We start from the raw sequence: 25,869 nt of genomic DNA on the forward strand, positions 1-25,869 counted from the left end.
AAAAACATAAGAAAAAGGACTAAGTGCAACACGTATTGTGCACTCAATCCTCATAGCATTAATACAGTTTTATGATATTTGATAACGCTTATTGTAGCGGTAGAGAACGCTTAAGAGAAGTACCAAACCAATGAGCATGATGCCCAAACTTTGAATCCCAACCGTCTTTTGACCAATTACGACACAGGATCCGCCAACAATAAACATCACAAATTGAAGACTATATGATAATACTGTTTTCATCAAGGACCTCCCAACGGAGTTCTTCACTTCTCAGAATCATACTGTGGGCATTTCCATTACCGTCATAAACTGTTGTGCGTTGCTCATCGGCGGTATTATTGATGATTGCAACTTTCCCAATCGCTGGGTACACATTCACTTCGCAATTAAAGTTTGTCGAGAACCAACGGTGTAGTTCTGTTTCTTTTCCTGCGGCATAGAATAAGCTACGGTAGAGAATGCGCGCATTCTCCGAAGAGTATGGAAGACCTGATAAATAGACACCGCGACCGCGACCGTATTGATTCGCCGCAATCGTTACATTTTGATCTTGGATATCGATGACTTCAGTCTCTTTATGGGTTGCATAAATATTCGTTACAGGTTCACCACTTTCGAATGGTTGCGTTTTGTCTTCTGTGATGAAGTGTTTTTCCATGGCAGTATAGAAGTATTTGTTTGATGAAAGTGTTAGACCACGTTCCCGCTCAACCCCTAAGATATCTGCAAGTTGGAAGAATTTTCCAGATTTATCGTATGCACTGGGTTCACCCACACCGACGAACCCATGACCTTCATGAACCCATTGGCGGATGATACTTACAACTTCTGGATCATTCCAATTGCTTCCGCCACTCATCGCAGTTCCTGCTTGACCGGCATTGATCACAACATCAATGTCCGCTAAGGCACCTTGCTTCACATCGTCGAAGTTAATAAATTTCACATCCACACTCATGCCACTAAGAGCATCCATCATGCCGTAGAAAGAGTATGTTTGTTTGTACCACAATTCATGCGCAACCATAAAGGCTTGCCAGGTTCGTAAACGACCCCATGAGTTTAAAATTCCAACCGTTAAATTGGCATGTGGTTTTACGTCTTCAATGTTTTCAATAATATCTCTAAATTGATCGGCAATCCGTTCGACATAATCGACAAATTTCGGAAATTGGTAAGCAAGACTTGGATAACCACCATAGCCAATACGATTCACAGGTTTACGCATGATTGCACGACGTGCACGTAACCAATTATCTGATGCTTCAATTACAGGGTCATTTCCTTCACGGAAGGTATCTGGGAAGAAGTAAGGCAGGAAACGACCCTCAGTGTATTTAACATGTGGAATATCTGCAATAACACGAAGGCTCGCACCGCCTCCGACAGAACCAACAACGGCATCCAAACCAATTGAAGCAAAATAGTCACCATACGGTTCGGTACCAATCCAGTTGTCACCCAGGAACATCATCGCTTCTTTACCATGGGCATGAACCATATCGACCAGTTCTTTTGCTCGACTTGCGACAAACCGCTGTTGGAAATCAATGTAATCAAGGTAACGTTGGGTTGGTTCGTTAAAGGTCGAGTTGTACGTTCCTGCTTGGATGAAGTCTTCGGCAAGCAAACGATAACCATGTTCCGCTTCAAATGCTTTCAAGGCTGCTGGTGACACACTAGCGCCATAGCCAAACCAATCGACAAACTTATCTTTTTTCATATCGTTAAAGAATAAGGTGAAATGGTAGAAGAAGGTAGTAAACCGGACCACGTCTGTCTTAGGATTGTTTTTTAACCATGTCTGCAATGTTGCTTTCATGAATTCCCATGATTTGGGACCTCGAGCATCAAACGGTATGTCTTTCGGAACATCACCCCAATTATTCGTTAAGTGATTGTACATTTGTGTTGGATCCCACATTACAAAGGCTAAGAAGTTGACTGTGTATTCATGGAAGGGTTGCACATTATTGATTGTGACGGATTGTGTCGTTGCATCATAAGTCCATGCATCCACAGGGAGTAATTCACCCGTTGTTCGGTTATGTACTTGCCACCATTCTTTCGGATCTTCTAGGGTATTGGGTTGAATTTGTTCGGTGAAGAACCCTTTCAAAATTTCAATCGTCATATGGGTCGACGTTGCAATGGTTCGTTCACTCATAACAAAGATTTGTTGGGTTTCATCCAAGTGTTGAAGGGCAAACTCGTTATAGTTTCGTGCTACAAAATATGTTGTATAGATTTTTGCATCCAAATCTTTAACACGTTCTTCTAACTTCGTCCCATCACTATCACGGATTGCATCAGCTCCCCATCGTCGCATCAATTCTTTCGTTTCATCATAAAATTCATGTTCGCCAGGTAATGTAAGTCGGCCTTTTGTTTCGCTCATAATAAACTCCTAATCTCTATTTTCGTTCTACACCCATCATACCCAATCTTATTGAAGCCCGACAATGCGTAAATTGTGGACAATTTACGGTATCTTGCTATAATTTCATTTTCTTAATAATTGACATTCGGTTAAAAACATATAGACTAAGAAGTAAGGAGCCTCTTCATTCATGAACAAAAAAAATCAGACCGTGAAACCTAAGCTTTTAAGCATTGAGCAGTACGCCTATGAAAAAAACTGGCACTCTATTTTGCATTCCCATTCATTCACCGAACTCTTTTACGTCGTATCGGGAAAAGGAAAGTTTCTCTTCTTTGATGGATACACTGTCAATGTTCAAAGTGATGATTTAATTATTATTGACTCGAATATAATGCATACAGAGATGAGTAGTAATGAAGATCCACTAGTTTATATCGTATTGGGAATCCAAGGGATGACCTTTATTCCCAACGAGGATGAATATCGTGGTTATTCTATGCATAATTACCAAGAATATAAGCATGAAGTGCTTTTCTATTTGCGCTCACTATTACAAGAATTTAAGTCACCGGATGCTTTTTTAGAATCCGTATCTGATCATCTTCTTAATGTTCTCATTATAAATATTTTGCGACGCACACATTTAAAAATGTCCATCAAACAATCACAAACTGAGGGCAAAAATGAATGTATCTTCGTGGAAAACTATATTAATACGCATTATAAACAGGATATTACGTTAGATGAACTTGCCGACTTAACGTTCTTTAATAAGTTCTACTTATCCCATATCTTTAAAGATCATTCAGGATACTCACCCATCGAATTTTTACTCAACAAACGGTTGAATGAAGCAAAGAAACTGCTCTTGCGCTCCAACCATTCGATATCCGATATTGCTACCGCAACCGGATTTAACAGTGCCACCCATTTTTCTGCATATTTCAAAAAGAAATTAGGGATGTCACCATCAGCATTTAAACAACAAGGAGAACACCATGATAACACTTAAATCTGCCCGTGAAATTGAAGGAATGGAAGCATCTGGGCAACTGCTTGCACGCGTTCACGAAGCGCTACGCACCTTTATTAAACCTGGAATTACAACGCACGATATTGATCAATTTGTCCAATCGATGATCGAAGAGAACGGCGGAACCGCTGCCCAAATTGGCTATCAAGGCTACAAATATGCAACCTGCATTAGCGTCAACGATGAAATGTGCCATGGTTTTCCAACATCACAAGTTTTAAAGGCTAATGACCTCGTTAAAGTTGATTTTTGCATTGATTTGCACGGATTCTTATCCGATTCATGTTGGGCTTACTGTGTTGGAGACAATGCACCAGAACCCATCCAAACACTTATGGATGCAACACTGAAGGCACTTGAATTAGGCATTGAACAAGCTGTTGTAGGAAATCGTACGGGTGACATCGGTTTTGTCATGGATGAATATATCCAACAATTTGGCTATAAAATGTCTTTAGAATTTACGGGTCATGGTTTGGGACCTACCATTCACGAAGACCCAATGGTTCCATTTACTGGTCAAAAAGGGACCGGTACGCTTCTCAAAAAAGGCATGGTCATCACGATTGAACCCATCGTAAATGTTGGCACTCACTATGCAAAACTGGATTCAAATGGATGGACCGCACGCACTGTAGATGGCTCACTAAGTTGCCAGTACGAGCATACACTCGCCATTACAGATGGTAAACCTCATATTCTCACATTACAAAAGTAGGATCTCCTACTTTTTCTTTTTTTTGCGTTATAATTGATGTGGAGGATTTTATGATACATACCAAAAATTTAACCTTTAAAAACATGTTGATGTACCCAGACATCACAATTGAAGCACAGTCTATGAGTTTCATCATCGGACCCAGCGGGGTCGGTAAAAGTACTTTTTTCAAACTTTTAAACAGTACTTTGTCGGTCGACGACCACCAAATATATTATCATGACCGTGATATTAATACCTTAGACCCTATCGCACTGCGTCAAGATTTACTCTTATGTGGTCAATCAGTTTTTCTCTTTCCTGGAACCATCCGTACTAATTTTAATCAGTTCCGAGAGCTACGACATTTAGCACCACTAACTGATACTGAAATATCAGCATTTCTTAAAATTGCCGAAGCACAATTTGATCTCGATAAGAATGTTGATGTTCTCTCTGGTGGTGAACGACAACGCGTTTACATTGCAATCTTTGTGTCACTTGCGACGACGGTCCTTTTATTAGATGAGCCGACAGCTGCATTAGACAAAACTACAGGTTCAAAAGTTCTCGAAAATATTAAAAAATATATAAAAACCAAGCAAATGACCGCACTCGTTATCAGTCACGATCCTGATTTGGCGCGTGAATACGCAGATGCATTGATTGACTTTAGTGCTGTGAAACGAGGTGAAAACTAATGAACTCTGGAATAATTCAACTCGATATTCTACAATTTTCAACTGTCTATGTATTACTCATACTCGTTTTAGCAATTATGAAATATGCAAAAATCGACCAAAGCAAACTGCTTTTCGTAGCAAGTTTACGGATGTCGATTCAACTCTACCTTGCAGGGCTAGTCTTAACATATGTCTTCGGTAATCCCCACCCTTTATTTGTGGTCGCTTATTTAGTTGCAATGGTTATCTTTGCAAGCCACCGTATTCTTAAGCAAAATCAACGCTTGAATAGAGCCTTTCGTCGTCGCATTGTCATGGCCATCGCAGGGTGCGGTACACTAATTCTTGTCTTTTTTGTCACACTGGTCGTTCGTACCGATTTCTTCAACCCACAATATACGATTTCCTTAGGTGGAATGATTTTCGGAAACTCGATGACAGCTGTGAACCTAGGTCTTAAAGCCTTCACACAAAACCTTGACCAAGAACGTGCAAAATCCGAAACACTCCTTAATGCCGGTATCGAACCTAAAGCAATTCTTATGCCACATGTAAAAAATGGTTTAGAAATGGCATTCATCCCAACGTTAAACTCCATGCTTAACATGGGAATTATCGCATTACCAGGGATGATGACAGGGCAAATTCTGTCGGGTACATTACCACTTACGGCTATTATGTACCAAATTGCAATCATGATTTCGATTGCAACGAGTGTCACCTTGACTGCCTTTGTGGCTCTATACTGGGGATACCCTACTTTAATCTCGCAACGCAAACAAATAACTTGGTATCAACATGAGCAGTAAACGACGCAAACAACAACCAAGTATGATTGGATGGGTTCTACTCGTTTTCGTCTTATCCATGGGTTTCATGATGATTCGCAATCATTTTTCAGAGCCCGAGATATCGTTTCAAGAGCAGTTTATTGAAACCTTGAATGTCAATATGACCCCGCATCCGACATTTAAAAGTGTTGTCTACGCGCAAGCTATTCTTGAGTCCAATTGGGGCCAAAGCGAACTGTCTACCGAAGCAAATAATCTCTTTGGGATTAAGGGTGACTATCACGGGGAATCCTATATTGTTACCACAACTGAGTTCGAAGATGGTGCCTTTGCCTCAATGGATGATACCTTTCGACGATACCCCGATTATCGAACATCCATTGCGGACCATGCTGAATTGATGTATCTTTCCCGCTATGATGGGGTTCGTGAAGCACGAACTTATCGCGAAGCCGCTCAAGCTTTACAGGATGGTGGTTATGCGACCGACCCAAATTACGCTGCGAAACTCATCGAGATTATCGAAACCTATCGCTTATTTGAGTATGATTTGACACAATAAAACCGCACATAAGGTGCGGTTTCTTTTTAATCAATCGTAGTTTCAAAGACGAATTGGTTATTGTATAGTTCGGCGTAATGATTTCCATCTGCGAGTAAGGACTCATGAGTTCCTTCTTCGATGATACGACCATTCTCTAGAACTACAATCTTATCTGCCTTGAGGATCGTTTTTAAGCGGTGCGCAATTACAAAACTTGTGCGCCCTTCAATAACAACATCCATTGCTTGTTGAATGTCAGCTTCGGTTACAGTATCAACATTGCTTGTTGCTTCGTCTAGAATTAATAAATCTGGATCTACCAACATCGTTCGCGCAATACTAATCAATTGTTTTTGACCAACACTCATACGACTGTTGCTTTCGCTTACAATCGTATCATAACCATCTTCAAGCGTCATGATAAAGTCATGGACATTAGCCTGTTTCGCAACGCGTTCAATGGCTTCCTGGGATGCCTGAGGATCTCCAAAAGCAATATTATCGCGAATTGTACCTGTAAACAACACAGAATCTTGGAGTACGATACCGACATGCTTCCGTAGAGTTGGTAATGAGATATCGCGAATATCGCGACCATCAAATTCGATTCGCCCCTGACGGACATCATAGAAGCGATTTAGAAGATTCATAATCGTTGTTTTACCAGAACCTGTATGACCAACAAGTGCGACCATTTGTCCCTTATCTGCTGATATATTAATACCATGAAGAACCAATGACTCATCATAACCAAACGATACATCCACTAAATTAACATCACCATGAATGCCATCGATCGCCGTTACTGTACTGCGATCTTTTTCATCTTCTTCCTGAAGTACTTCCATGATACGTGATGCACCAGCAAACGCCAACTGCATTTGTGTATATTGGGATGCAATCTGTGATAAAGGTTGGTAAATCATTCGTACATATTGTGTAAATAAGAAGATGGTACCCGCAGCTTGTGCTATAGGGAGGCGACCAACCGATGTCATCCACGCACCATAGAAGATTACAATTCCAGTACTTAGCATCGAAAGACCTTGAAGTGTTGGGAAGAGGACGTTTGAATAAAACTGTCCTTTAAACGTTGCTTCAAACAATGCTTCATTTTTCTCATGAAACTGTGTACGCGATGCATCATGCAAACCATTCGCTATAACCAGCTTTTGGCCTGAAAACTGTTCGTCAACGTAGCCGTTCATTTCCCCGACACGTTTTTGTTGTAAGATTACAAATTTCTGTGCCTGCTTAATAATGAAGATGGCTGCACCGATAATCAAGGGTGACATGGACAAGACTACAAAAGACAATTCAACATGATTCATGAACATCATTATTATTGTTACAACAAGCATAAATGTATTAACCATTATTTGATGGATGGATTGGTTTAACGTGTTTGAAATATTATCCAAGTCACTGGTAAATCGTGACAAAATGTCGCCATCATTCGATTTGTCAAAATATTCAATTGGAAGTCCTTCGAGTTTTTCAAAGAGATCTTTTCGCATATCATTGGTTGCATCTCCTGAGATTTGCGACATTAATACGTTTTGAATCAAATTGAATACCCATGATGCAACCGCAAAGATGATCATCAGCATAATAACTCTAAAGAATCCTGATTTGTCTTGGCTACCCATGATATAGGCACCCAATTCATTAATTCCTTCACCAATAAATTCTGGTGATTTAACCGTTAAGAATGTACTTACGATTAATGCTGCTATCACAACCCACAGTTTGAGACTGTGGATTTTGATATATTTCCAAAAATACCCTAATGTGCTTTTCATAAGTACCTCCTATTCTTCTGACGCAAATAGGTTTTTCCCTTTTTGCGATTCAAAAATACGTTGATAGATTTCCGACGTTTTCATGAGTGATGCATGAGTACCTTGAGCCACCAATTCACCATCATCAAGAACGAGAATGTTGTTAGCGTGAATGATTGATGAGATTTTCTGAGAAACAATAATTTTTGTTGTATTGGGTAAGTCTGTTTTTAAAGCTTCTTGAACTTTTTTCTCACTCTTCGCATCAAGAGCACTGGTACTATCATCAAGAATCAATACTTTAGGATTACCAACTAAACCACGAGCAATAGACAAGCGTTGCTTTTGCCCTCCTGAGAAGTTAGCACCCCGTTGGTATACTTCTGACTCAAACCCTTTGGGCTCTTTCGCAATAAACTCAGACGCTTGGGCTATATCCGCAGCCCGTTGCATTGCTTCAAGACTTGCATCTTTTTTCCCTTGGCGAATTGTATCCGCAATGGTTCCTGAGAATAATGTTGGTCGTTGTAACACAAGTGCAACATCTTGACGCAAGACCGCTTCAGATACAGCTTTTAAGTCTTGATTTCCAATGAGCACACGACCCGATGAGGGGTCATAAATACGTGCCATCAATTGGACTAAGGAGGTTTTTCCAGCACCCGTAGCACCGACAATCCCCAAAGTCTCACCATGTTTAACACTGAAACTTATATGTTTCAAGGTATCAGGTGCATCTTCTGCGTAGGCAAAAGACACATCTTCAAAGACAACATCCCCTGTAGCAATTGGTTCAGATTCACTCACGTAATCCATATCACGTACGGTTTCCATTACTTCTTTAATACGTCCTAAAGAAACAAAAGCACGTGATGAGAAGCTTACCATCATTCCACCAATCATTAAGGACATCATTACCATAACTAAGTAACTAATAAAGGACACGGAGTTTCCAATAATGCTTGGATCAACCTCCGCACTACGTCCTACCAAAATCATAACAAGTGCAATACCAGTATCCATAATGAGGAAAAAGGATGGCATCATAATTGAGAAGATATAGCCAATCTGAATTGTTTCTTTAGTGAGGATGTCACTTTCTGCGTTGAATTTAGTTTTCTCTGAATCTTCTTGGACGAATGATTTTACGACACGCATACCAATGAAGTTCTCTTTTGCAATCGCATTGATTTTCTCAATTAACATTTGGATTTTTCCAAAGCGTGGTCCCATTTTTCCAAAAGCTGCACCGACAACAAGGCCAACGAGAGCAATCGCTAAAATAACAATCCACCAGAATTGTGGTAAAACCGTCATTGCGAGAATGAAACTACCAATAAACATAACTGGGATACGTGTTAAGGACTGCAACATAATCATGATCAAGTTTTGAACTTGTTGCGTGTCATTAACAAGACGAATCACGAGATTGCTTGCACTAAATTTTTCAATATTACTGTAGGAAAATTCTTGTACCTTTTCAAAAATTTCCCCGCGTAATTCACTCCCAACACGTTGTGCAATTCGTGCTGCGATGACGGTATTTAGAATCCCTGCTACAAATCCAAGCAATGCTAAACCGATCAGAATTACACCCAATCGTGTAATTGTACTTGTGTCCTGTTGAACAATTGCTGTAATGATTGTTGCAAGGATGTTTGGTTGGATTAACTGTGCTGCTGCAGAGGTTCCAATTAATACAAATGAGGCAACAAACCACCATTTATATTTTTTTATGTATTTCCCTAAAATATCCATACACATTTTCTCCTCTTTAATATCATTTCGTTGGGTAAGTCTCGAACATTATACAAGACTTATTTTTTATTGTATACAGAGATGCAACGTGAATTTTTGATTTTTAATTTTCTGAAAATGAACATTAATGAACAACGTTCGTTTACGCTACTATTTGAGCCTTATATCCACTGAACACGCATTATTAAAGAACTTCCGAAACTTTTTTCACAAATGAAAAAAGTGCTAATGCACTTTTTTTAAAACTGTAACACTGTTAAAACGCCCAATGTATTTTTAAGTGATGAAACGAGTTCATCGTGATCAATTTCTTTATCCAATTGGATAATAAACTGCGTATTATAAATCCGTTCTTCGCCATCGCGCAACGTGGGTAGTTTATTGGATTCAATTTCAATAATTCGCGCATGCGCCGCTTCAAGTGAATTCACAAATTGTTGGAGATTAAAGCAACTGGTATAGGATATATAGATTTCAATAGTAGAAACGCCGTTTTGAAGCACTGACATCCGAGACAATACTTTAAAGATAATGATTTCAAAAATAACGGACCCGATTGCCCCTTCATAGAACCCAATACCAACCGCAATCCCCATACAGGCACTAAACCAAATTGTAGCTGCTGATGTTAATCCTTTAATACGATTTCCACCCATAACCAAAATTGTTCCCGCACCAAGAAACCCAATACCACTAATTACTTGTGCTGGCATTCTTGATAAATCCGTGCTACCTGTTAACTCACTGATGTACTGGCTGGTGAGTATTACTAACGCTGATCCTACAGCAACCACACTATGTGTTTTTAATCCAGCGGGGCTGCCTTTTCGCGAACGGTCCGTACCAATCATGGTCCCAAGAACCATCGCTAACCCCAATCGTAATAAAATTGTAAAGAAGGAAAACTCATGCAACGCCTTCATGATTGCAGTGACACTATCGATCATCTTTTTGTGTTAAGTAGAGCGTAACGGAAGAAATAATCATTAAAACAACAGTATAGACAAAGGACATTGCAATAGCATTGGTTGACGCAATATCATCACTCGCAGCTTTTACAATAACACCTAGTGGCGAATAAAGCGGATGATAAAGGAAAACCGTTAGATCATACTCCGCCAGTAAACTGTTAAAGTTTAGTGCGATAACCGAAAGAAGGACTGGTAAGATGATGGGAATAATAATTCGACGTAATGTGTAGAATTTACTTGCGCCCATCGACTGTGCAGCTTCTTCTAAACTATCTTCAATACTATAGAATGCTGACCGAATCATTCTAAAGGAGAACGGTAGTTTTACCACAATGTAGCCCAAAAGAAGAATGACAAGTGTACCGATTAAGACTTTATTTCCAACAATTAATCGTGACTGATCATAGGTCAACATGAGTCCTAAGGCAATAAGTGTAGATGGTAAAATCCAAGGTATTAGCATACTGTATTCAAAGAATGCATTCGTCTTTGATTTACCTTTGTGGACAATTCGCGATACGATCACTGCAATTGCAGTTACGATTACAGCTGCACTAATTGCGTAAATCACACTAATGAGATACGGCTTGAATGCTGATGAATCGACGAAGAGGCGTTGGAAATTTTCGAGTGTAAATGCACTGAACGATAAATTTCCCGTTGTGATTGCTAAAGAATTGGAGAATGCAAAGAGAATAACAAGAACAACTGGAAGTGTATAGATAAAGAACAGAGCATAGGCTGTAATGTGTGCTAGGATGTTAAGTCCCTTATTTTCGATTTTTTGTTTCTGTAATTTCGTCTTAGTTTTAGAAATCGAAATATAGTTTTTACCTTTTTCAAGTTTATTTTGAATCATCAATAATAGAATCGTTGCCACACCCAAAATAACAGCAAGTAAGGCTGCCAGTTCTTGCGAACTTGGTGTTTTGGCGAATGCCATGATCATCGGGTTAATGGTTTGAAAATTTGGTCCACCCACAATCAATGGCGCTGACATGGCACCTAAACCTGTTAAAAATGTAAGAATTGTGACTGCAAAGAAGGTTGGTCTAAGCGTTGGCATCACAACTTTCATTAGAATGCTGGTCCCTGATGCTCCTAAGTTTTTGGCAGCTTCAATTGTATGGTAATCCAAGCCACGAATCGCATTTCTTAAGAAGATCATATGATTCGAAGTGACAGAGAATGTCATAACAAATACAACCGCAAAATAACCCGTGAACCAGTTGGCATTCATTGCAGGAAACAGTCCAGTCAAAAGATTTGTAACGATTCCCGTAGGACCATAAATGAATTTATATCCACTTACTAAAACAACCCCACCATAAATAAGTGTACTCATGTATCCCAGGCGAAGTATTTTTGCCCCTTTGATTTCAAAGTATTCTGTAAAGAGAACTATTAGTGTTCCAACGATATTTACAGTGATAACTAAGGTGAAAGCTAGAACAAAACTATTCATCAGTGCTTTCATAGCGCGTTCCGAAGTTAATATTTTTCCAAAAGCATCTGTGGAAAACTGTCCGTTTTTGAAGAAAATACTTACTAAAAGATTTGCATTAGGGTAAATTACAAACGCGATTAAGAACCAAGCAATAACAAGTTTAACTGCAAGGCTACCCAACTTTAGATTATGAATTTTTTCTTTTATTGTCTCCATAATTCCCCCTAAAACTGCATAACATCATCAGGATTGATAGCGAAAGTAAGCACTTCGTTTATAGCATATTGGCGATCGGTCATATTTTTTTCAATATGTTTAAACTCTTGACCATATGCTGATACAACATATGTACTAACTTGCCCATTAAACATTACTTCTTTAATTTCACCTTCGAATTCAAAGTGTTCATTTTGACTACGATGAATTCGTTCAATACGAATATAACCTGGTTTTGTAACATCAAGTTTTGATGTTTTCGCAGAAATTGCCTCAATAAAAGGGAGATCGAGTTTATTGATAGCACCAATAAACTCACAGACAAATTCAGTTTGAGAATTATTGTATATTTCGAAGGGGGTTCCAACTTGCTCAATCTTTCCATGATTGAAAACAGCGATTCTATCAGATAACTCTAATGCTTCATCTTGATCATGTGTTACATACAGGGTTGTGATTCCCAACTCCCGTTGTAATCGTTTGAGTTCCTGACGTAATCCCACGCGAAGTTTTGCATCAAGATTTGATAACGGTTCATCCAAACACAGAATCTTTGGCTCCATGACGATTGCACGTGCTAACGCAACACGTTGTTGCTGTCCACCTGATAATTCTGAGACATTTTTATAGAGCTGTTCCTCTTTTAATTCGATTTTTTGAGCTACATCCATAATTTTTTGATGGATAACACCTTTAGATAGTTTTTTGACACGCAACCCAAATGCAATATTCTCGTACACGTTCATCGTTGGAAAGAGTGCGTAACTCTGAAAAACCATTCCGATTTGACGCTGTTCTACTGTTTGCTTTGTAATGCGATCTTCTGCGACATAGATATCCCCTTGCGATGGTGATAAGAAGCCAACAAGTGCCCGTAAAGTTGTCGTTTTACCACAGCCCGAAGGTCCTAGAAAGGTGAAAAATTCACCCTCCTCAACCTCTAGGTTCAGATTTTCAATAGCAACGAAGTCACCGTACTTAATTTCTATATTCTCAAATTTAATCATAGTCTTCCCTTCCTAATTCATACTATTGAACAAATTCTAATTCAGCTTTTTCCACCCATTGATCTATATTTTTTGTTACAAACTCCCAGTCAATGTCTTGTGCATGGACTGAATTCATAAATTCTATGACGTCTGCGGAAGCATTTTTCATTGCTTCTGGATGAGCAGGAATTGTTCCAAACTTTTCACTCCATGCTGCTTGTGTTTCTGCTGATCCGAACCAGTTTGCGAATTCTGTTGCAAGTTCTTTTTTCGAGTCATTTAAGATTGCTACTTGTTCCACAACATAAGGTACTCCAATTTCTGGTGAAATAACACCAAACTTGTAATCACGTTCTCCTTGATGTTGCATTACACCTGATCCCCACATCATTGTGATTGGGCGTTCTCCGGATATTACATTTCCAATATAATCTTCACCTTTAATTTCAAAATGTGCATTTTGAATATAAGCTTTTGCAACCTTCCAACCTTCTTCAGATACTCCTAGGACTCCACTTGGATCAGCGTAACGAACGAGTATGCTTGAGTACAATGTTTTTCCTGTACCCCCGCCTAAACTGAATACATTGTATTGATCTTTGTATTTCGGATCTGCAAATTCAACAATATCCTTAGGTACATCGTTACCCACAACGCTTTCATTGTAAATAAAGACTAAGGGTTGAACTACGATTGGATAGTAGTGTTTTCCATCACCCAACGATGTATCCACATCACTCGCCCATGCTGGTGTATATTCAACAAGCATATCTTGTGCTTTCAACTTTTCAAATTCAATCGTATTCAAACCATAAACCATATCTGCAATCGCGTTGTTTTTTTCTGCGATAAGACGGTTTGTAAGGTCACCAGCTGGTATTGGAACAATCTCAACCGTGAATCCTGCTTCTTTTGCTTTTTCAGTGAGCCATTCGCCACGCCCGTCACTCGCCGAGTTCGAATAAATAACGAGTGAATCTTTTTTCTCAGCAGTACTACCACATCCTGTTAATACCAATAATGTTACGAGAATGCTTACTATTATTTTTTTCATCATAATCTCCTTTATCTGTTTTTGATGAAATTCTGAATCAATGCAGGCCAATCGGTTTGAATCATATCAAAACCAAGATCAATAAAGTGTCCCCATACGGATTCATAATCGCCAGTTTCAATTGCACGATTATCGTCGCGCTGTGCCGAAAGAATCGTTTTATCGTCCAACGTAATTGTATTAATCCATAAGCTGTATCCTTCAGCTTTTAGGGTATTGAGGTATGCTTTATCTGCTAAAGTATCGGTGTCTTTTGTTACAATCATTTCAAAAGCAATTGTATTTAATTCCATTGCCTTCACAGTTTCAACATCATCAACACTTTTGGTAATCGGCATGTACATAATCGATGGCCCTTTTTCTTTGAGCGTTGTGAGTAAGGATGTATCGACTGGTGACTTGATAATAATTTGTGATGCCATTGATGCCTTATTGATATAATCAATAATCTCTTCCCAGTAAAACCATGAACGATCAATGTTAATTAAGCAATCCGGTGTTTCCTTTACAAACGCAAGAACATCATCAAGACGCTCCAGTTTGTAATGTGTTGGTGTTGCATTTGATCCACTGATGTACAGAGTTTCGATTTCTGCAGATGATGCTTCACGAATATCTTTATCAAATCCAAGTACTGTTTTCTCAAGACCATTATGGAATGCGTAGAAAACACCATCAGAACTTTTGATTACATCAATCTCAAGGATATGAGCACCGTGACGTAATGCATTTTTATACGCAAGAATTGTATTTTGAGCAATATACCCACCATTCAATCCTCGGTGAGATGCAATTAAGACCCCATGCTTTTGGAGCATTTGTTTTAAGTAATTATTTTCGGACATAAGCTTCCTCCTACATCAAGATTACCAACGAAATTGGAACGTGTCAATTCTAAAATTGTTAAAACGCTGTAATTAATGAAAGGGATTACATTAATATTCAGTTAAATAGCGGTTTATTGATGATTGTGTGATTTGAACGTTCCAATATAAAAGAGAAGGCTTTACCTTCTCTTGTTTAGTGTTTCGATTGCGCGTTCTAATGCATCATCAAGTGTTGACACACCTAAAATATAGGATCGAATCGCTTCCCCCAAAATCATCTCGTAACTGAATTCATCGATGCCAATATCACTTAACGATTCTTCTCGACGTTTTCCTTTGGCAAAATACTCAGGATATTTCTCAATCCAAGGATAAATACGGAGCACATCAACATTCTCATGCACTTTGTTCGTTAAGATGCTACCCCCAAGATATGTAATTAACGCTGATATCTCAGGACTGTATAACCACTCTAGAAACTTAATACCTGCAGCTTCATGGGTGGTGGTCTTTGTAATACCAATAACACCCCCACCAAGCATCGGTTGTCCACCTGGGATATCAGCATAACCAATGCGATGAATACCTTCTTCTGATTCAATCAGTGAAGACGCGTGATTAGAATAGACAGTCCCCATTGCAGTGCTCCCGCTTGTAAGATTATTTAAAACATCGCTCCACCAATGGTTCGTATCTCGGTTAGAGTACTTTTTCGATTGTACATATGCCTCAATGGCCGCTCGCATCACCGGATGTTTTAAATCATACATCTTGATATCTACTTGTTTCTTTTGGCTATAGTCCCGAACACGCGGGATAAAATCACTTGCCGTTACGATATTTGATCCATAGACCAGAGATGTACCGTAGTGAGTTTTTGATTTATTATTAAATTCCCGTGTGAAGAATTCGCTGATTTCGTCGTATTCTTCGTAGGTCGTAGGAACCGTTAAATTGCGTTTATGCATTTCATAAAAACTACGTTTGATGATCGCATCTTCGAACAAATCTTTCCGGTAGTACAAAACTTGAACTGATGCATCGAGCGGAACGGTATACATGATGCCATCGATGTGAGTATAGTCATCCGGAATATAACGTGGAACACGTGCTTGTAGTGTATCAATTTTCAAGTTTTCAAGTTTCTTAAAAATGTGTGCACCAACGCGGGTCATCCACCCCATATCTATTCGGATTAGATCATAGTTTTTTACTGAATCAGGGGTCGATACGGTCTTCAAGAGCTCATCATATGTAAGTTCCACAATATTAACACGAATGCTATATTGGGTCGTAAAATCTGCGACAATGGCACGAATGGCGTTAGTCGTCGGTGATTTCAACATCAAAACATTAATTTCTTCAAATTCATGGGACGCTGTTAATGTTTCGTATTTGAATCCGTCATCAGCAAGTATTAGATGACTTACTGGTGCTTCGAAATCGAGTTGTGTTACAATCTCAGCAGCTTTTTTTCCAAGTTGCTGATAATTTACATCCAAACGATAGGCTGCTTGGGGATCTAGAAGTCCTGTAGCTCCAACTGTATATATATTGGGTACCGTTGCATGATTCGTAAATCGTGTGAGCTTTATGGCATTTTCGACAACATCCTCGTCCATCGCAATGATAGCATCATACAAATGGTGTTGTGACAAAATATCCAAAGTTCCCTTCATTAACAAAAGGTCATCCAGACGTTTATGTGTTATTGCAACGTCTTCATCTTCAAGCACTTCATTTACACCTTCAAGAAATTCGCGATACATTACTTTCGATTGACCTGTTACAACAACAATATTGCGACGTTGGTCTTGCAATGCTTGGCGGGCAAGGGCACGCCCTAAATCACGATAATCAAAACTAATTGAATGAATCAAAGGATGTGTTGATGTTAAATCACGGTTCAAAATCATAACAGGAATATCCAACGCCTCATACTCTTCAAGTCGTTTTAATATGCTATATGCTATAACGCATGACGCTCCAGAAGACGCGATTTTTTCTATAATACTCAATTCAATGTCGCGATTTCCATTTGAAAAATAAACATCAAACTCAAACTCAGTCTTTGCGATTTCGAATTCGATTCCTTTGTAGATTTCATTATATTTATGGAGCATTAAACTTGGAAGAACCAAGCCGACCTTACGTGCGCTTCCTTTTCGAAGCTGTTTGGCCTGTACGTTCATAACAAAGCCCAGCTCTTTGGCTGCCTGTTCAACGCGACGAATTTTTTCAACACTGACATTACCGTTTTTATTTAAGACGTTTGAAACTGTTCCATGCGAAACGCCTGCGCGTTTTGCGATATCTTTGATCGTTGCCATCGTTTCACCTCATAGTTTAATAATATGCGATTTTAGCTTTTTTTAACAGACTTCTGGTGATTTTTAAAAATGTAGACACACGCAGTGAGTGATCCCGCCATATTTACAACAATATCTTTCATTGTATCCCAAAGCACTTCATGACCACTTCGGTCCATGTACCGTTGTAGGTTCAAATCCATCAAACCATCAGCAGTATACTCATAAAGTTCCCAGAAAATACCCAAGGTCATCGCAAAACAGAAGACAAATATCATGATGACGATGATCGGTGCTGGTTTTTCTTTCATAAAATGGCACCATACTTCATAACCAATCAACGTCAGTAATGCCCCACTTGAGAAATGAAGCATTGAATCGTAATGTTCGAAAGTGGAATAAAAACCAAATCGTTCACCGGCATAAAGCGTTGCAAGGATGAAGAGAAAATAGAGAATATAGATACTATCATCAAGATTTTTGAACCATGATTTTTTGAGATACCACGGTACGATGATTGCCACAAGTCCGATTGTAAACTTTGATAATGGCAGAAGATTGGACATAAAATCAGTACTGTATGTCACGATATTGTAGGCAAAAAGTCCTACTCCCATCATCATTAATAATTTCGCTATTTTTTGTTTCATACTAAAACTCCTATCAAAACCAAAAAGATGCCGACTCCGCCAGTTAAAAGCATCACTAACGTGGGATCCCACTTTAGTTTTCGAATAATCATAAATGCGCCAATAAAAATAAATGCGTTGGTCAGATCCAGCGTGTCAAATGATACAGGATTCCCATTCCACATCGCATTCATGAAAATAGAGACACCTGCGACGGCGATTAACGCGACAACTGTTGGGCGCACAGCATCTAATGTAGCTTGAATTGCACGAACTTTTGAATAATTAAAGTATATATACGCAAGCACGGACACAATCACAATGGATGGAAATACATTTCCCAACGTTGCAACAATTGCTCCGGGAATACCCGCAACTTGAAGTCCCACAAAGGTTGCGGAATTCAATGCAATCGGCCCTGGCGTCATCTGTGAAATTGTAATAAGATCTGTAAACTGTGCAAGCGTTAGCCAACCATGTTTGTCAACCACTTGAGCTTGAATTGGCGCCATAGCAGCATAACCCCCACCAAAGCTTACCAACCCAATCTGCAAAAAACTGATAAACAATTCCCAATAAATCATCATTTCTGTGTCCTCACTGTCATTTCAAAGACACCCATTAAACCCGCTACAACGATCAATATTAACGCATTAATTTGGAAGAGCAATGATAAGACAAACGTTGCAATCATAATCATGAGATACATACTATTTTTGGATTGAATGATTTGATTCCCTAGCGTTACAACAACATCAAGGATAACCGCAGCGACTCCTGCTTGCATCGTATGTAAGGCAGCCGCAATATAGCGGTTTGCCTTAAAGGCATCATAGTATTGCGAAATCACAGAAAGTAAGATTAGGGGCGGTAAAACTGTTCCCAATGTACATACTAACGCTCCTGAAATACCAGCAATTTTATATCCTATCAAAATAGATGCATTCACCGCGAGAGAACCGGGTGCTGATTGTGCGATGGCAGTCATATCCATCATTTCATCATTACTAATCCAGCCCAAGTTATCCACAAATTTCTTTTGAAGCAATGGGATGATGACATACCCGCCACCAAAGGTAAATGCACTTAAGTAAAATGAAGATGAGAATAGTTGCCAGTACTTTTCAATTCGTTTCATGATATCGCCTCGATTTCTTTACTAATCATATACTTTTTGTGCGTTACCTTCAAATTGGGTACATAAAAAAAAAGAGCAAGATGCTCTTTCTTTAAACTCGTTGTGGCTCTTCTTGTTTGGCGACATTAAGGTTTACACTGACCTGGCGCCAAATCCATACGGAGGCAACCATCGTAAGCACTTCCGCGCCAATCACGGCATACCAAATACTCGAGGATCCAAAAATTAGTGGTAACACAACCAGGAAAACCATGAGTGGTACTGTTGAACGCATGAGTGATAAATTCGTGGACGACTTTTGATAATCCAATGCTTGAAGCACTGTTGCAAGCACGATATTAATAGCTGCAAAGACAAGATTCAAGAAATAGATATTCGCAATTGCACTTGTGTTGGCAATTAATAGAGCATCATTGGTGAACAGACTAATAACAACAGGTCCGGCTACCCACATAAGGATGGTGAGTGCTAACGCCAACCCCACATTAAACCAAACTGTTGAACGCGTTAAAGATACGATTCGTTCATTTTCACCACTACCGGCAAAGAAGCTAATCGCAGGCTGAATTCCCTGAGAGGAACCCAAGAAGGCCGTTAATGCGATTAATGCTAGATACCCTATAATAACATAGGCCGATAATGTTGCTTCTCCCATGCCTTGATGGGTGATTGAAAGGTTATAGAAGAGTGTTACCAGACCAATCGAAAAGTTTGTAATGAAGGCTGCCATGCCTTTTATGGTTATATCCCAGACATCTTTGATTGTAAAAGCCATGAACGCGAACGATAAGACACCTTTCTTTCGTAAAAAGTGCGGCAGTAAAATCATTACACTGAACACTGGCCCCAGTGCCGTTGCAAGCGCAGCACCTGCCATCCCCATATTTAAGGGATACATAAACACCCAATCCAGTAAAATATTTGATAATGATCCCACTATTAGTGCCCACATTGCGAGTCGTGGAGCATTGTCATTTCGAGCAAACGTACTCAACGTAAAACTAAAGATTAAAAAAGGTGATGCCGTTATAAAATAACGCAAGTAAACCATCGTATCGTAAAGAATCAGATCTGTCGCACCCATAAAACGCGCCAGCGGCTCTAAAAAGAGGTTACCTAACACAACAACACTAACTGCTAATACAAGTGTTATCATATTGGCCTTATTGAAGATTTTGTTAGCAGATTCAGTATCATTCTTACCCAAAGATGAGGAGATAACAACACCCGCTCCCACTGAAATCAACATGGATATCGCAATCATAATTTCAACAACCGGAATCGCTACCCCTGCAGCCGCAAGGGCATCAGGGCCTAAACGACGTCCAATAAAAATTCCATCTATAATAAAATAAATTGAATTGAAAATGAGTCCAATCATTTGTGGAATCGCAAATTTCCAAATAATATGCCTATTACTAATTTTCGAATAATTCATAGTTCCTCCTTGAGCATATAAAAAGGCCAAAGTAGCATTTACTTTGGCCTTGCATGCGTTTCTTTCTGACACACTGCGACTCGGCAGTCTTCCGGATGTAGTCTCCTCGTATTTTAGCACACTGACGGTAGTTGTCAATCGCAATGAACAGTGTGCATCATTCGAAATTCGTGCTAATTTTCCGTATAACTATCCCCTTTAAACCAAAAGCACCTACCTCGGGGAAAGTAAGTGCCTTTATGTTTGATTTAGACTGATAAATCGAGAATTAAGAGAGATAAAGTAATGTTAGTTTTGTGCTAAACGCATGAAGCGTTTAAAGCCAACATAACCCATTATTATTGTGAATACAACCATACCCAACACACTGAATACAAGTGGCATAGACGCTACATCCACATACATCAATGCTCGAAGTGCCTCGTTAATATACACAAGCGGGTTTACAAGAACAAGCATCTGGAATACTGGTAATGCGGACAATGCATCCCATGTAAAGAAGATTGCACCTGTAAATACCATAGGCATTAAGAATCCTGGGAACATTGCAGCAATTTGCATCGGCTTCACGATTGTTCCTACTAACAACCCTAATGTTGCGGAAGCAAATGATGCAAGAATCAATACACCGATAAGTCCAATGATTTGTCCGAATGTGAAGGAGAAGACAAGGTATTCGTTCATGAATATGAGTGAAATTGGTAGTACGATTAACGCACCGATCCATGACTCGATGATACCAACAATCATTTTCGCTATCGCAATGTATCGTGTATCAATTGGTGCCTGAAGACGGTCTTCAATTTCTCGGGAATTATTGAAGTCCATTGTTAAGGGAACTGCAGTACCATGGATACCTGTAAGGAGTAAACTCATTCCAACCATGCCAGGGAACATATACTGCGGAAAGTCTGCGGATACGACACCTATTTTCGGAAGCACATATCCATAAATTAAGATAAGAATAAATGGTAACATTCCAACTCTAAATATAAATTCATATTTGTCACGGGCCTGAATCACTAAGTCACGTTTGACCATTGTTGTGATAATTTGACGGTTGCTAATTTTTGTTTCCATTATTTTGCTCCTTTTGTTGTTAAGTGTACGAAGACATCATCCAAAGTAATGTTGCTGAGGTTGAAGGATCGCATTTTTAAGTGGTTCTTGTTAATCCACTCAAGGACTGCTTCTGATGCTGCAGGTTTGTCTTCAAGATAGAGTGTTAAGCTTGTTGGCGATGTTTCAGATGCTGAACTGACTTCGGGTAGGTCGGCTAGGGCATCTTTCAGTTGTTGTTCAATCGCTTCAAACTCAACATTGATAATCTGGTTACCAGGTGTTAATTGCTTCAATTCTGCCGAGGTACCAATCGCTTGGATGACACCATTACTGAATATCGCAATACGATCAGAGAATCGTTCGGGTTCTTCCATATAGTGTGTTGTCAAGAACACTGTTGTTCCCTCACGATTGAGTTCCAACATTTCTTCCCATAAAACTTCACGGTATGCAGGATCAAGACCTGTTGTTGGTTCATCTAAGAATAATATTTCTGGCTTATGAACCATAGCTCTTGAAATCTTCAAGCGTTGTGCCATCCCACCTGAGAAGCTCTTCACGTATTCGTGTTGCCAATCTTTAAGTCCGAATTTTTCCAATAAGAAATCCGCACGAGATTCAGCCTCTTTGCGACTCATTCCGAAGTACAGCGCATGGTAGATAAGATTTTCACGTGCAGTGAGACCTCGATCTAAATTGTTGTGTTGTGCCACGATACCAATTTTGCTTCGTGCTTCGATTGCGTTGAGACGCAATGGTTTACCGTCAATGAAGACGTGTCCATCTGTAATTTCTTTTTGTGTCGTCAGCATTCCAATTGTTGTCGATTTTCCTGCTCCGTTTGGTCCTAAGAAACTAAAGATTTCTCCACGTTTTACTTCAAAGCTAATCCCTTTAACAGCTTCAAAGATTTCTCCATTCTTTTTGCGGTAGTGCTTCACGAGATCGCGTACTTCAATAATGTTGTCCATAACTTCCTCCTGTCGTTTACGTTTGTAAACACATCTATAGATTACAACTGTAAACGATATTTGTCAAGCCTTTCGGTATAATTTTTTTTAATAAATTTTCGCATGAAAAACACGAACCGAAAAGTCCGTGTTGATTGTAAGAATTTATGTATTGGTTGTGCTCGCGATTTGTTCTTTAATGGCTTCTATGATTTGTGGTTGCGCTAAACCCATGTGTCCTGAAACCATTGTCGTAATTTCCAATGACGCATACTGGTCTAAAGTCGCAATGTATGTTGAGACATCCAAATCTAGTTCCGGAACGATGTGTGACACATCATCACCAAGATTATCGCCAACGTTAAGAACTTTTTCAATACGATCATAAACACTGATTCCATCAACAGTATGGCCTGGCGTATGAAATAGATAAATACCATCATCTTCGAACCAACAATCTTTAAAGAATGTCTCAGTAGGCAGACACTTCGGTGGTTGTGTCTGTAAATAATCGGCACCTTCGGCAATTAATGCATCCCAAGAATCGCTGAGGATTGTGGCCGTTTTATGGTGCGCAACAATACGATCTGCTGGAATGGCATAATTACCCAAAACATGATCCCAATGATAATGACTGTTAATGAGTACCAACGGTTTTGATAATGATGAAAGTATATCCAACAATGGTTCAAGTGCAATGTGGTCTATACCACTATCAATCAAATAATTACGATGCTCCCCTTTAATCAAATGAAGATACAAGTCCCATTCTGGATACTGGAATTTGAATAAGTGGTGGCGATTACTGAGTTCAATATGCTCCATGCCTCCCTCACTATGCCTCAACACGATAATTGAACGTATAGGTTTTGCAGACATTATCTTTGGCTGCATACACCGTTCCTTCATATGAACCTTCTTCAGCTGTATCTATAAAACGGAACATCATATCTTGGGGTTGATCACCACATGGTACTTTATTAAATGATGCGACATCGTAATCTGAAACATTCGGCTTTAGAATTGACTCCACCGTAATTGTTGGGCGCTCAAGATCATTTGGCATATCCTCTTCCTCAAACGACAACTGACCAATCTTGAAGGTAATGTCATCTTTAAAAACAAGGATCGGCTCGTGCTTTGTTTTGGGTTCATTTATAGCATGTAAGGTGAACCAAGAACCTGCTCCAACTAGAACAAGCAAGACGATTAGTGCAATGGGTTGATATTTGTGTTTTTTCATTATGTACCCTCCGTTTTTTACAGTCTATCAAAAAAATAGGCTAGGAGCGAATTGAAATTTGCATCTTTTATGGAATGTATGATTTTATGTGATGCCTTACATCTTAGGACCATGTTTTTGAATAATCGCATCATAGGCCGTCACGACCGCGCGACCCGCATCCGTTATTACATATTTCCGTAATGGAAAGGAAGTTTCTAACGTATTCTCACTGACATGATCACGTACACGTTCTAAAACATCCTGCTTCTTTCCTTTTTTATCCAGATTATTTTCCTCTAGAATCCGTTTTAAAACTGGAATACTTAACATATCTAACGATTCTTTAGCACTGGCTTTATAGGCATATCCCTTTTCAACTAAGAGTTCCAGACTTTCATCACTATTGATACCATATTTGTATTCAAAATAGTTGGGAATCATGCTGAGATTATTAAAAGTTCCAAGACCAATTCGCCACAACATAATAATATCGCCAGGTAGCAATCCTTCTGGAAGGCGCTCCATGTTCTTCTTTTCAACCTTCGAATATGGAAATTCTTCCGGGTATTTTTCCCATCGCGCAAGATCGCGTTCTGGAGAAATATACGGATACTCTGGGTAATTGTCGTAAATTGGATGTTTGATTTTTGTCATTGTTTTTACCTCACTTTAATCCTATTTTATCACAGCCCCAAACCAAGCGAATCTCGAATGCATAAAAAAACACACTAACTGAAGTGTTAGTGTGTTCGTAGTGATTTAAGTTTTAATGCCATCCGTTCGAGCATGCCTGATTCTTTCATATACGTAATCAAGTGAATGCTGACGCCAATCAGTGCGATTCCTGCGAGCACCATCGTAATGACACCAAATTGATAAGCAATTCCAAAGAATAATCCTGCAAGCAAGATGGTCTCAATTAAGTAAAGTGGTGGTGCCAACATTTGGTTGCGTCGGGAGACAAATTCCAATACTGCTACCGATACCACAATGATTAGAGATACGACAGCATTAAACATCGGAACACTGATGAATTGTGCCACACCTTTGTTGATTGTATCATCCGTAAATCCATTGATGATTGCACCAACATCTAAAGATTCAACACCAAATTGTTTTAATACCGTGTTTTCATCAACATACTCAGGTAGGGTGACACCAACATATTTCAATGGATCTTTGATTTTACTTGGCACTTTTAGCAAAATATGACCATCTTGATTCGGCGTAAAATCTAAGACATAGGAAACGTTGAAGTTTTGTTTCATATCGTTGACTACGACGCGAGTGGTAATCAACCCTACACTCATGACCGCCATCACAGCGAATGTTGCAATCAAGCCATTTCGTGTATATTTACGAGCTCGTTCATGAGTCCATAGTTGGCGCAAATCGAAACGACCTTCACGATGTAAGGCATAGAGTAAGGCAATAAATCCTACAATTTCCAGCGCTAAGACCCAACGAATAATAGTATCTTTTTGCATGACTGTCGGTGTTGAAAACATGCGGGTTAAGAACATACTATTCGGTGTTGTCATCCACATTGATACAAGAATAATTAAGGTTGTGACAGCAGCTAATAGAGCATGATCGTGTTTCACAATATAACGTTTCATCAACATCACAACAATTTGGAAAACAATAAATGGAACAACAAAATATAAAGCATCCACTATAATCAGCGGGTTAAAAATCGATGTTACAAACCCTCTTAAATCAATCATTTGCGTTGCTTTTGCATATGAATATGCTAAATTCCCCACATAGGGGATGCGATCAAAAACGGCCGTCAACGCCCGATAAAAAAGCGCTGAGCTTGAGCCAATTAATGTCACGGCTAATCCAATTCCGGCCACCATTGCCAATATCCAAAAACTATTAAATAAGACATTTATCCGTTTAAACAGATAGTTTTTTGAATCACTCATAACATCCCCC

The 25,869-nt window shown here is 39.3% G+C and carries 25 protein-coding genes; 5 read left to right on the top strand and 20 right to left on the bottom strand.

Annotated elements, in window-relative coordinates; genetic code table 11:
* Positions 1–69 precede the first annotated feature (69 nt).
* Complete coding sequence (locus tag GVV19_RS02875; RefSeq protein ID WP_159645374.1) at positions 70–243, bottom strand: DUF6903 family protein; 174 nt, start codon at positions 241–243, stop codon at positions 70–72.
* The gene (gnpA, locus tag GVV19_RS02880; RefSeq protein ID WP_159645376.1) at positions 221–2,401 is read right to left on the bottom strand and encodes a 1,3-beta-galactosyl-N-acetylhexosamine phosphorylase; all 2,181 of its coding nucleotides are present in this window, start codon (positions 2,399–2,401) and stop codon (positions 221–223) included. Before gnpA ends, GVV19_RS02875 begins: the two co-directional genes overlap by 23 nt.
* Positions 2,402–2,573: 172 nt before the next feature.
* On the opposite strand from gnpA, the gene GVV19_RS02885 reads away from it, so the two are divergent.
* Genes GVV19_RS02885 through GVV19_RS02905 form a run of 5 tightly spaced genes read left to right on the top strand, consistent with a single transcriptional unit; the run spans position 2,574 to position 6,152 of the window.
* The gene (locus tag GVV19_RS02885; RefSeq protein WP_159635859.1) at positions 2,574–3,398 is read left to right on the top strand and encodes an AraC family transcriptional regulator; all 825 of its coding nucleotides are present in this window, start codon (positions 2,574–2,576) and stop codon (positions 3,396–3,398) included.
* Positions 3,385–4,137: a type I methionyl aminopeptidase gene (map, locus tag GVV19_RS02890; protein WP_159639579.1), complete on the top strand. Its 753-nt coding sequence runs from the start codon at positions 3,385–3,387 to the stop codon at positions 4,135–4,137. Before GVV19_RS02885 ends, map begins: the two co-directional genes overlap by 14 nt.
* A gap of 50 nt (positions 4,138–4,187) precedes the next feature.
* Positions 4,188–4,817 carry an ABC transporter ATP-binding protein gene (locus tag GVV19_RS02895; protein ID WP_159645378.1) on the top strand — a complete coding sequence of 210 codons (630 nt, stop codon included), beginning with the start codon at positions 4,188–4,190 and terminating at the stop codon, positions 4,815–4,817.
* A complete protein-coding gene (locus GVV19_RS02900) occupies positions 4,817–5,608 on the top strand; it encodes an ABC transporter permease (RefSeq protein WP_159635868.1) in 792 nt (263 codons plus the stop codon). The genes GVV19_RS02895 and GVV19_RS02900 overlap by 1 nt, the downstream gene beginning before the upstream one ends.
* Positions 5,598–6,152: a glycoside hydrolase family 73 protein gene (locus tag GVV19_RS02905; RefSeq protein WP_159639582.1), complete on the top strand. Its 555-nt coding sequence runs from the start codon at positions 5,598–5,600 to the stop codon at positions 6,150–6,152. Before GVV19_RS02900 ends, GVV19_RS02905 begins: the two co-directional genes overlap by 11 nt.
* A gap of 26 nt (positions 6,153–6,178) precedes the next feature.
* Here the strand turns inward: GVV19_RS02905 and GVV19_RS02910 are convergent, their stop codons facing one another.
* From GVV19_RS02910 to GVV19_RS02995, 18 genes are all read right to left on the bottom strand, one after another.
* Positions 6,179–7,936: an ABC transporter ATP-binding protein gene (locus tag GVV19_RS02910; RefSeq protein WP_159645380.1), complete on the bottom strand. Its 1,758-nt coding sequence runs from the start codon at positions 7,934–7,936 to the stop codon at positions 6,179–6,181.
* 9 nt (positions 7,937–7,945) lie between these two features.
* The gene (locus GVV19_RS02915; protein ID WP_159645382.1) at positions 7,946–9,673 is read right to left on the bottom strand and encodes an ABC transporter ATP-binding protein; all 1,728 of its coding nucleotides are present in this window, start codon (positions 9,671–9,673) and stop codon (positions 7,946–7,948) included.
* Between the two features lie 239 nt (positions 9,674–9,912).
* The gene (locus GVV19_RS02920) at positions 9,913–10,620 is read right to left on the bottom strand and encodes an MgtC/SapB family protein (protein ID WP_159645384.1); all 708 of its coding nucleotides are present in this window, start codon (positions 10,618–10,620) and stop codon (positions 9,913–9,915) included.
* A complete protein-coding gene (locus GVV19_RS02925) occupies positions 10,610–12,307 on the bottom strand; it encodes an ABC transporter permease (RefSeq protein WP_159645386.1) in 1,698 nt (565 codons plus the stop codon). Before GVV19_RS02925 ends, GVV19_RS02920 begins: the two co-directional genes overlap by 11 nt.
* A gap of 8 nt (positions 12,308–12,315) precedes the next feature.
* On the bottom strand, positions 12,316–13,314 hold the full coding sequence (locus tag GVV19_RS02930) for an ABC transporter ATP-binding protein (protein WP_159645389.1): 999 nt from the start codon (positions 13,312–13,314) through the stop codon (positions 12,316–12,318).
* A gap of 22 nt (positions 13,315–13,336) precedes the next feature.
* Positions 13,337–14,350 carry an extracellular solute-binding protein gene (locus tag GVV19_RS02935; protein ID WP_159645391.1) on the bottom strand — a complete coding sequence of 338 codons (1,014 nt, stop codon included), beginning with the start codon at positions 14,348–14,350 and terminating at the stop codon, positions 13,337–13,339.
* Positions 14,351–14,361: 11 nt separating this feature from the next.
* Positions 14,362–15,195: a glycerophosphodiester phosphodiesterase family protein gene (locus GVV19_RS02940; protein WP_159645393.1), complete on the bottom strand. Its 834-nt coding sequence runs from the start codon at positions 15,193–15,195 to the stop codon at positions 14,362–14,364.
* A gap of 161 nt (positions 15,196–15,356) precedes the next feature.
* Positions 15,357–17,507 carry an extracellular solute-binding protein gene (locus GVV19_RS02945; RefSeq protein ID WP_159645395.1) on the bottom strand — a complete coding sequence of 717 codons (2,151 nt, stop codon included), beginning with the start codon at positions 17,505–17,507 and terminating at the stop codon, positions 15,357–15,359.
* Between the two features lie 32 nt (positions 17,508–17,539).
* Positions 17,540–18,136 (bottom strand): DUF2238 domain-containing protein, encoded by a 597-nt coding sequence (locus GVV19_RS02950; RefSeq protein WP_159639586.1) that lies wholly within the window; start codon positions 18,134–18,136, stop codon positions 17,540–17,542.
* Positions 18,133–18,699 carry a chromate transporter gene (locus GVV19_RS02955; protein WP_159639963.1) on the bottom strand — a complete coding sequence of 189 codons (567 nt, stop codon included), beginning with the start codon at positions 18,697–18,699 and terminating at the stop codon, positions 18,133–18,135. Before GVV19_RS02955 ends, GVV19_RS02950 begins: the two co-directional genes overlap by 4 nt.
* Positions 18,699–19,253, bottom strand: a complete 555-nt coding sequence (locus tag GVV19_RS02960; RefSeq protein ID WP_159645397.1) for a chromate transporter — start codon at positions 19,251–19,253, stop codon at positions 18,699–18,701. Before GVV19_RS02960 ends, GVV19_RS02955 begins: the two co-directional genes overlap by 1 nt.
* A gap of 91 nt (positions 19,254–19,344) precedes the next feature.
* On the bottom strand, positions 19,345–20,691 hold the full coding sequence (locus tag GVV19_RS02965; RefSeq protein WP_159645399.1) for an MATE family efflux transporter: 1,347 nt from the start codon (positions 20,689–20,691) through the stop codon (positions 19,345–19,347).
* 288 nt (positions 20,692–20,979) lie between these two features.
* Positions 20,980–21,771, bottom strand: coding sequence for an ABC transporter permease (locus tag GVV19_RS02970; RefSeq protein WP_159635901.1), 792 nt, complete (start codon positions 21,769–21,771; stop codon positions 20,980–20,982).
* Positions 21,771–22,724 (bottom strand): ABC transporter ATP-binding protein, encoded by a 954-nt coding sequence (locus tag GVV19_RS02975; protein ID WP_159635904.1) that lies wholly within the window; start codon positions 22,722–22,724, stop codon positions 21,771–21,773. Before GVV19_RS02975 ends, GVV19_RS02970 begins: the two co-directional genes overlap by 1 nt.
* Before the next feature lie 144 nt (positions 22,725–22,868).
* Positions 22,869–23,528, bottom strand: coding sequence for an MBL fold metallo-hydrolase (locus tag GVV19_RS02980; protein WP_159645402.1), 660 nt, complete (start codon positions 23,526–23,528; stop codon positions 22,869–22,871).
* 10 nt (positions 23,529–23,538) lie between these two features.
* Positions 23,539–23,946 (bottom strand): hypothetical protein, encoded by a 408-nt coding sequence (locus GVV19_RS02985; RefSeq protein WP_159645405.1) that lies wholly within the window; start codon positions 23,944–23,946, stop codon positions 23,539–23,541.
* Positions 23,947–24,042: 96 nt separating this feature from the next.
* Positions 24,043–24,582, bottom strand: a complete 540-nt coding sequence (locus GVV19_RS02990; protein ID WP_159645408.1) for an SAP domain-containing protein — start codon at positions 24,580–24,582, stop codon at positions 24,043–24,045.
* Positions 24,583–24,668: 86 nt separating this feature from the next.
* Entirely contained in the window at positions 24,669–25,859 is a 1,191-nt protein-coding gene (locus tag GVV19_RS02995) for a hypothetical protein (protein ID WP_159645411.1), read from the bottom strand.
* Positions 25,860–25,869: the final 10 nt, after the last annotated feature.

The sequence above is a fragment of the Erysipelothrix anatis genome, assembly GCF_009828745.1.
In the GTDB taxonomy this organism is placed as follows: Bacteria; Bacillota_I; Bacilli_A; order Erysipelotrichales; family Erysipelotrichaceae; genus Erysipelothrix; species Erysipelothrix anatis.

Excerpts from the sequence above, each read along its gene's own strand:
- GVV19_RS02875 (WP_159645374.1), bottom strand. The coding sequence starts at position 243 with ATGAAAACAGTATTATCATATAGTCTTCAATTTGTGATGTTTATTGTT.
- gnpA (WP_159645376.1), bottom strand. The coding sequence starts at position 2,401 with ATGAGCGAAACAAAAGGCCGACTTACATTACCTGGCGAACATGAATTT.
- GVV19_RS02885 (WP_159635859.1), top strand. The coding sequence starts at position 2,574 with ATGAACAAAAAAAATCAGACCGTGAAACCTAAGCTTTTAAGCATTGAG.
- map (WP_159639579.1), top strand. The coding sequence starts at position 3,385 with ATGATAACACTTAAATCTGCCCGTGAAATTGAAGGAATGGAAGCATCT.
- GVV19_RS02895 (WP_159645378.1), top strand. The coding sequence starts at position 4,188 with ATGATACATACCAAAAATTTAACCTTTAAAAACATGTTGATGTACCCA.
- GVV19_RS02900 (WP_159635868.1), top strand. The coding sequence starts at position 4,817 with ATGAACTCTGGAATAATTCAACTCGATATTCTACAATTTTCAACTGTC.
- GVV19_RS02905 (WP_159639582.1), top strand. The coding sequence starts at position 5,598 with ATGAGCAGTAAACGACGCAAACAACAACCAAGTATGATTGGATGGGTT.
- GVV19_RS02910 (WP_159645380.1), bottom strand. The coding sequence starts at position 7,936 with ATGAAAAGCACATTAGGGTATTTTTGGAAATATATCAAAATCCACAGT.
- GVV19_RS02915 (WP_159645382.1), bottom strand. The coding sequence starts at position 9,673 with ATGGATATTTTAGGGAAATACATAAAAAAATATAAATGGTGGTTTGTT.
- GVV19_RS02920 (WP_159645384.1), bottom strand. The coding sequence starts at position 10,620 with ATGATCGATAGTGTCACTGCAATCATGAAGGCGTTGCATGAGTTTTCC.
- GVV19_RS02925 (WP_159645386.1), bottom strand. The coding sequence starts at position 12,307 with ATGGAGACAATAAAAGAAAAAATTCATAATCTAAAGTTGGGTAGCCTT.
- GVV19_RS02930 (WP_159645389.1), bottom strand. The coding sequence starts at position 13,314 with ATGATTAAATTTGAGAATATAGAAATTAAGTACGGTGACTTCGTTGCT.
- GVV19_RS02935 (WP_159645391.1), bottom strand. The coding sequence starts at position 14,350 with ATGAAAAAAATAATAGTAAGCATTCTCGTAACATTATTGGTATTAACA.
- GVV19_RS02940 (WP_159645393.1), bottom strand. The coding sequence starts at position 15,195 with ATGTCCGAAAATAATTACTTAAAACAAATGCTCCAAAAGCATGGGGTC.
- GVV19_RS02945 (WP_159645395.1), bottom strand. The coding sequence starts at position 17,507 with ATGGCAACGATCAAAGATATCGCAAAACGCGCAGGCGTTTCGCATGGA.
- GVV19_RS02950 (WP_159639586.1), bottom strand. The coding sequence starts at position 18,136 with ATGAAACAAAAAATAGCGAAATTATTAATGATGATGGGAGTAGGACTT.
- GVV19_RS02955 (WP_159639963.1), bottom strand. The coding sequence starts at position 18,699 with ATGATTTATTGGGAATTGTTTATCAGTTTTTTGCAGATTGGGTTGGTA.
- GVV19_RS02960 (WP_159645397.1), bottom strand. The coding sequence starts at position 19,253 with ATGAAACGAATTGAAAAGTACTGGCAACTATTCTCATCTTCATTTTAC.
- GVV19_RS02965 (WP_159645399.1), bottom strand. The coding sequence starts at position 20,691 with ATGAATTATTCGAAAATTAGTAATAGGCATATTATTTGGAAATTTGCG.
- GVV19_RS02970 (WP_159635901.1), bottom strand. The coding sequence starts at position 21,771 with ATGGAAACAAAAATTAGCAACCGTCAAATTATCACAACAATGGTCAAA.
- GVV19_RS02975 (WP_159635904.1), bottom strand. The coding sequence starts at position 22,724 with ATGGACAACATTATTGAAGTACGCGATCTCGTGAAGCACTACCGCAAA.
- GVV19_RS02980 (WP_159645402.1), bottom strand. The coding sequence starts at position 23,528 with ATGGAGCATATTGAACTCAGTAATCGCCACCACTTATTCAAATTCCAG.
- GVV19_RS02985 (WP_159645405.1), bottom strand. The coding sequence starts at position 23,946 with ATGAAAAAACACAAATATCAACCCATTGCACTAATCGTCTTGCTTGTT.
- GVV19_RS02990 (WP_159645408.1), bottom strand. The coding sequence starts at position 24,582 with ATGACAAAAATCAAACATCCAATTTACGACAATTACCCAGAGTATCCG.
- GVV19_RS02995 (WP_159645411.1), bottom strand. The coding sequence starts at position 25,859 with ATGAGTGATTCAAAAAACTATCTGTTTAAACGGATAAATGTCTTATTT.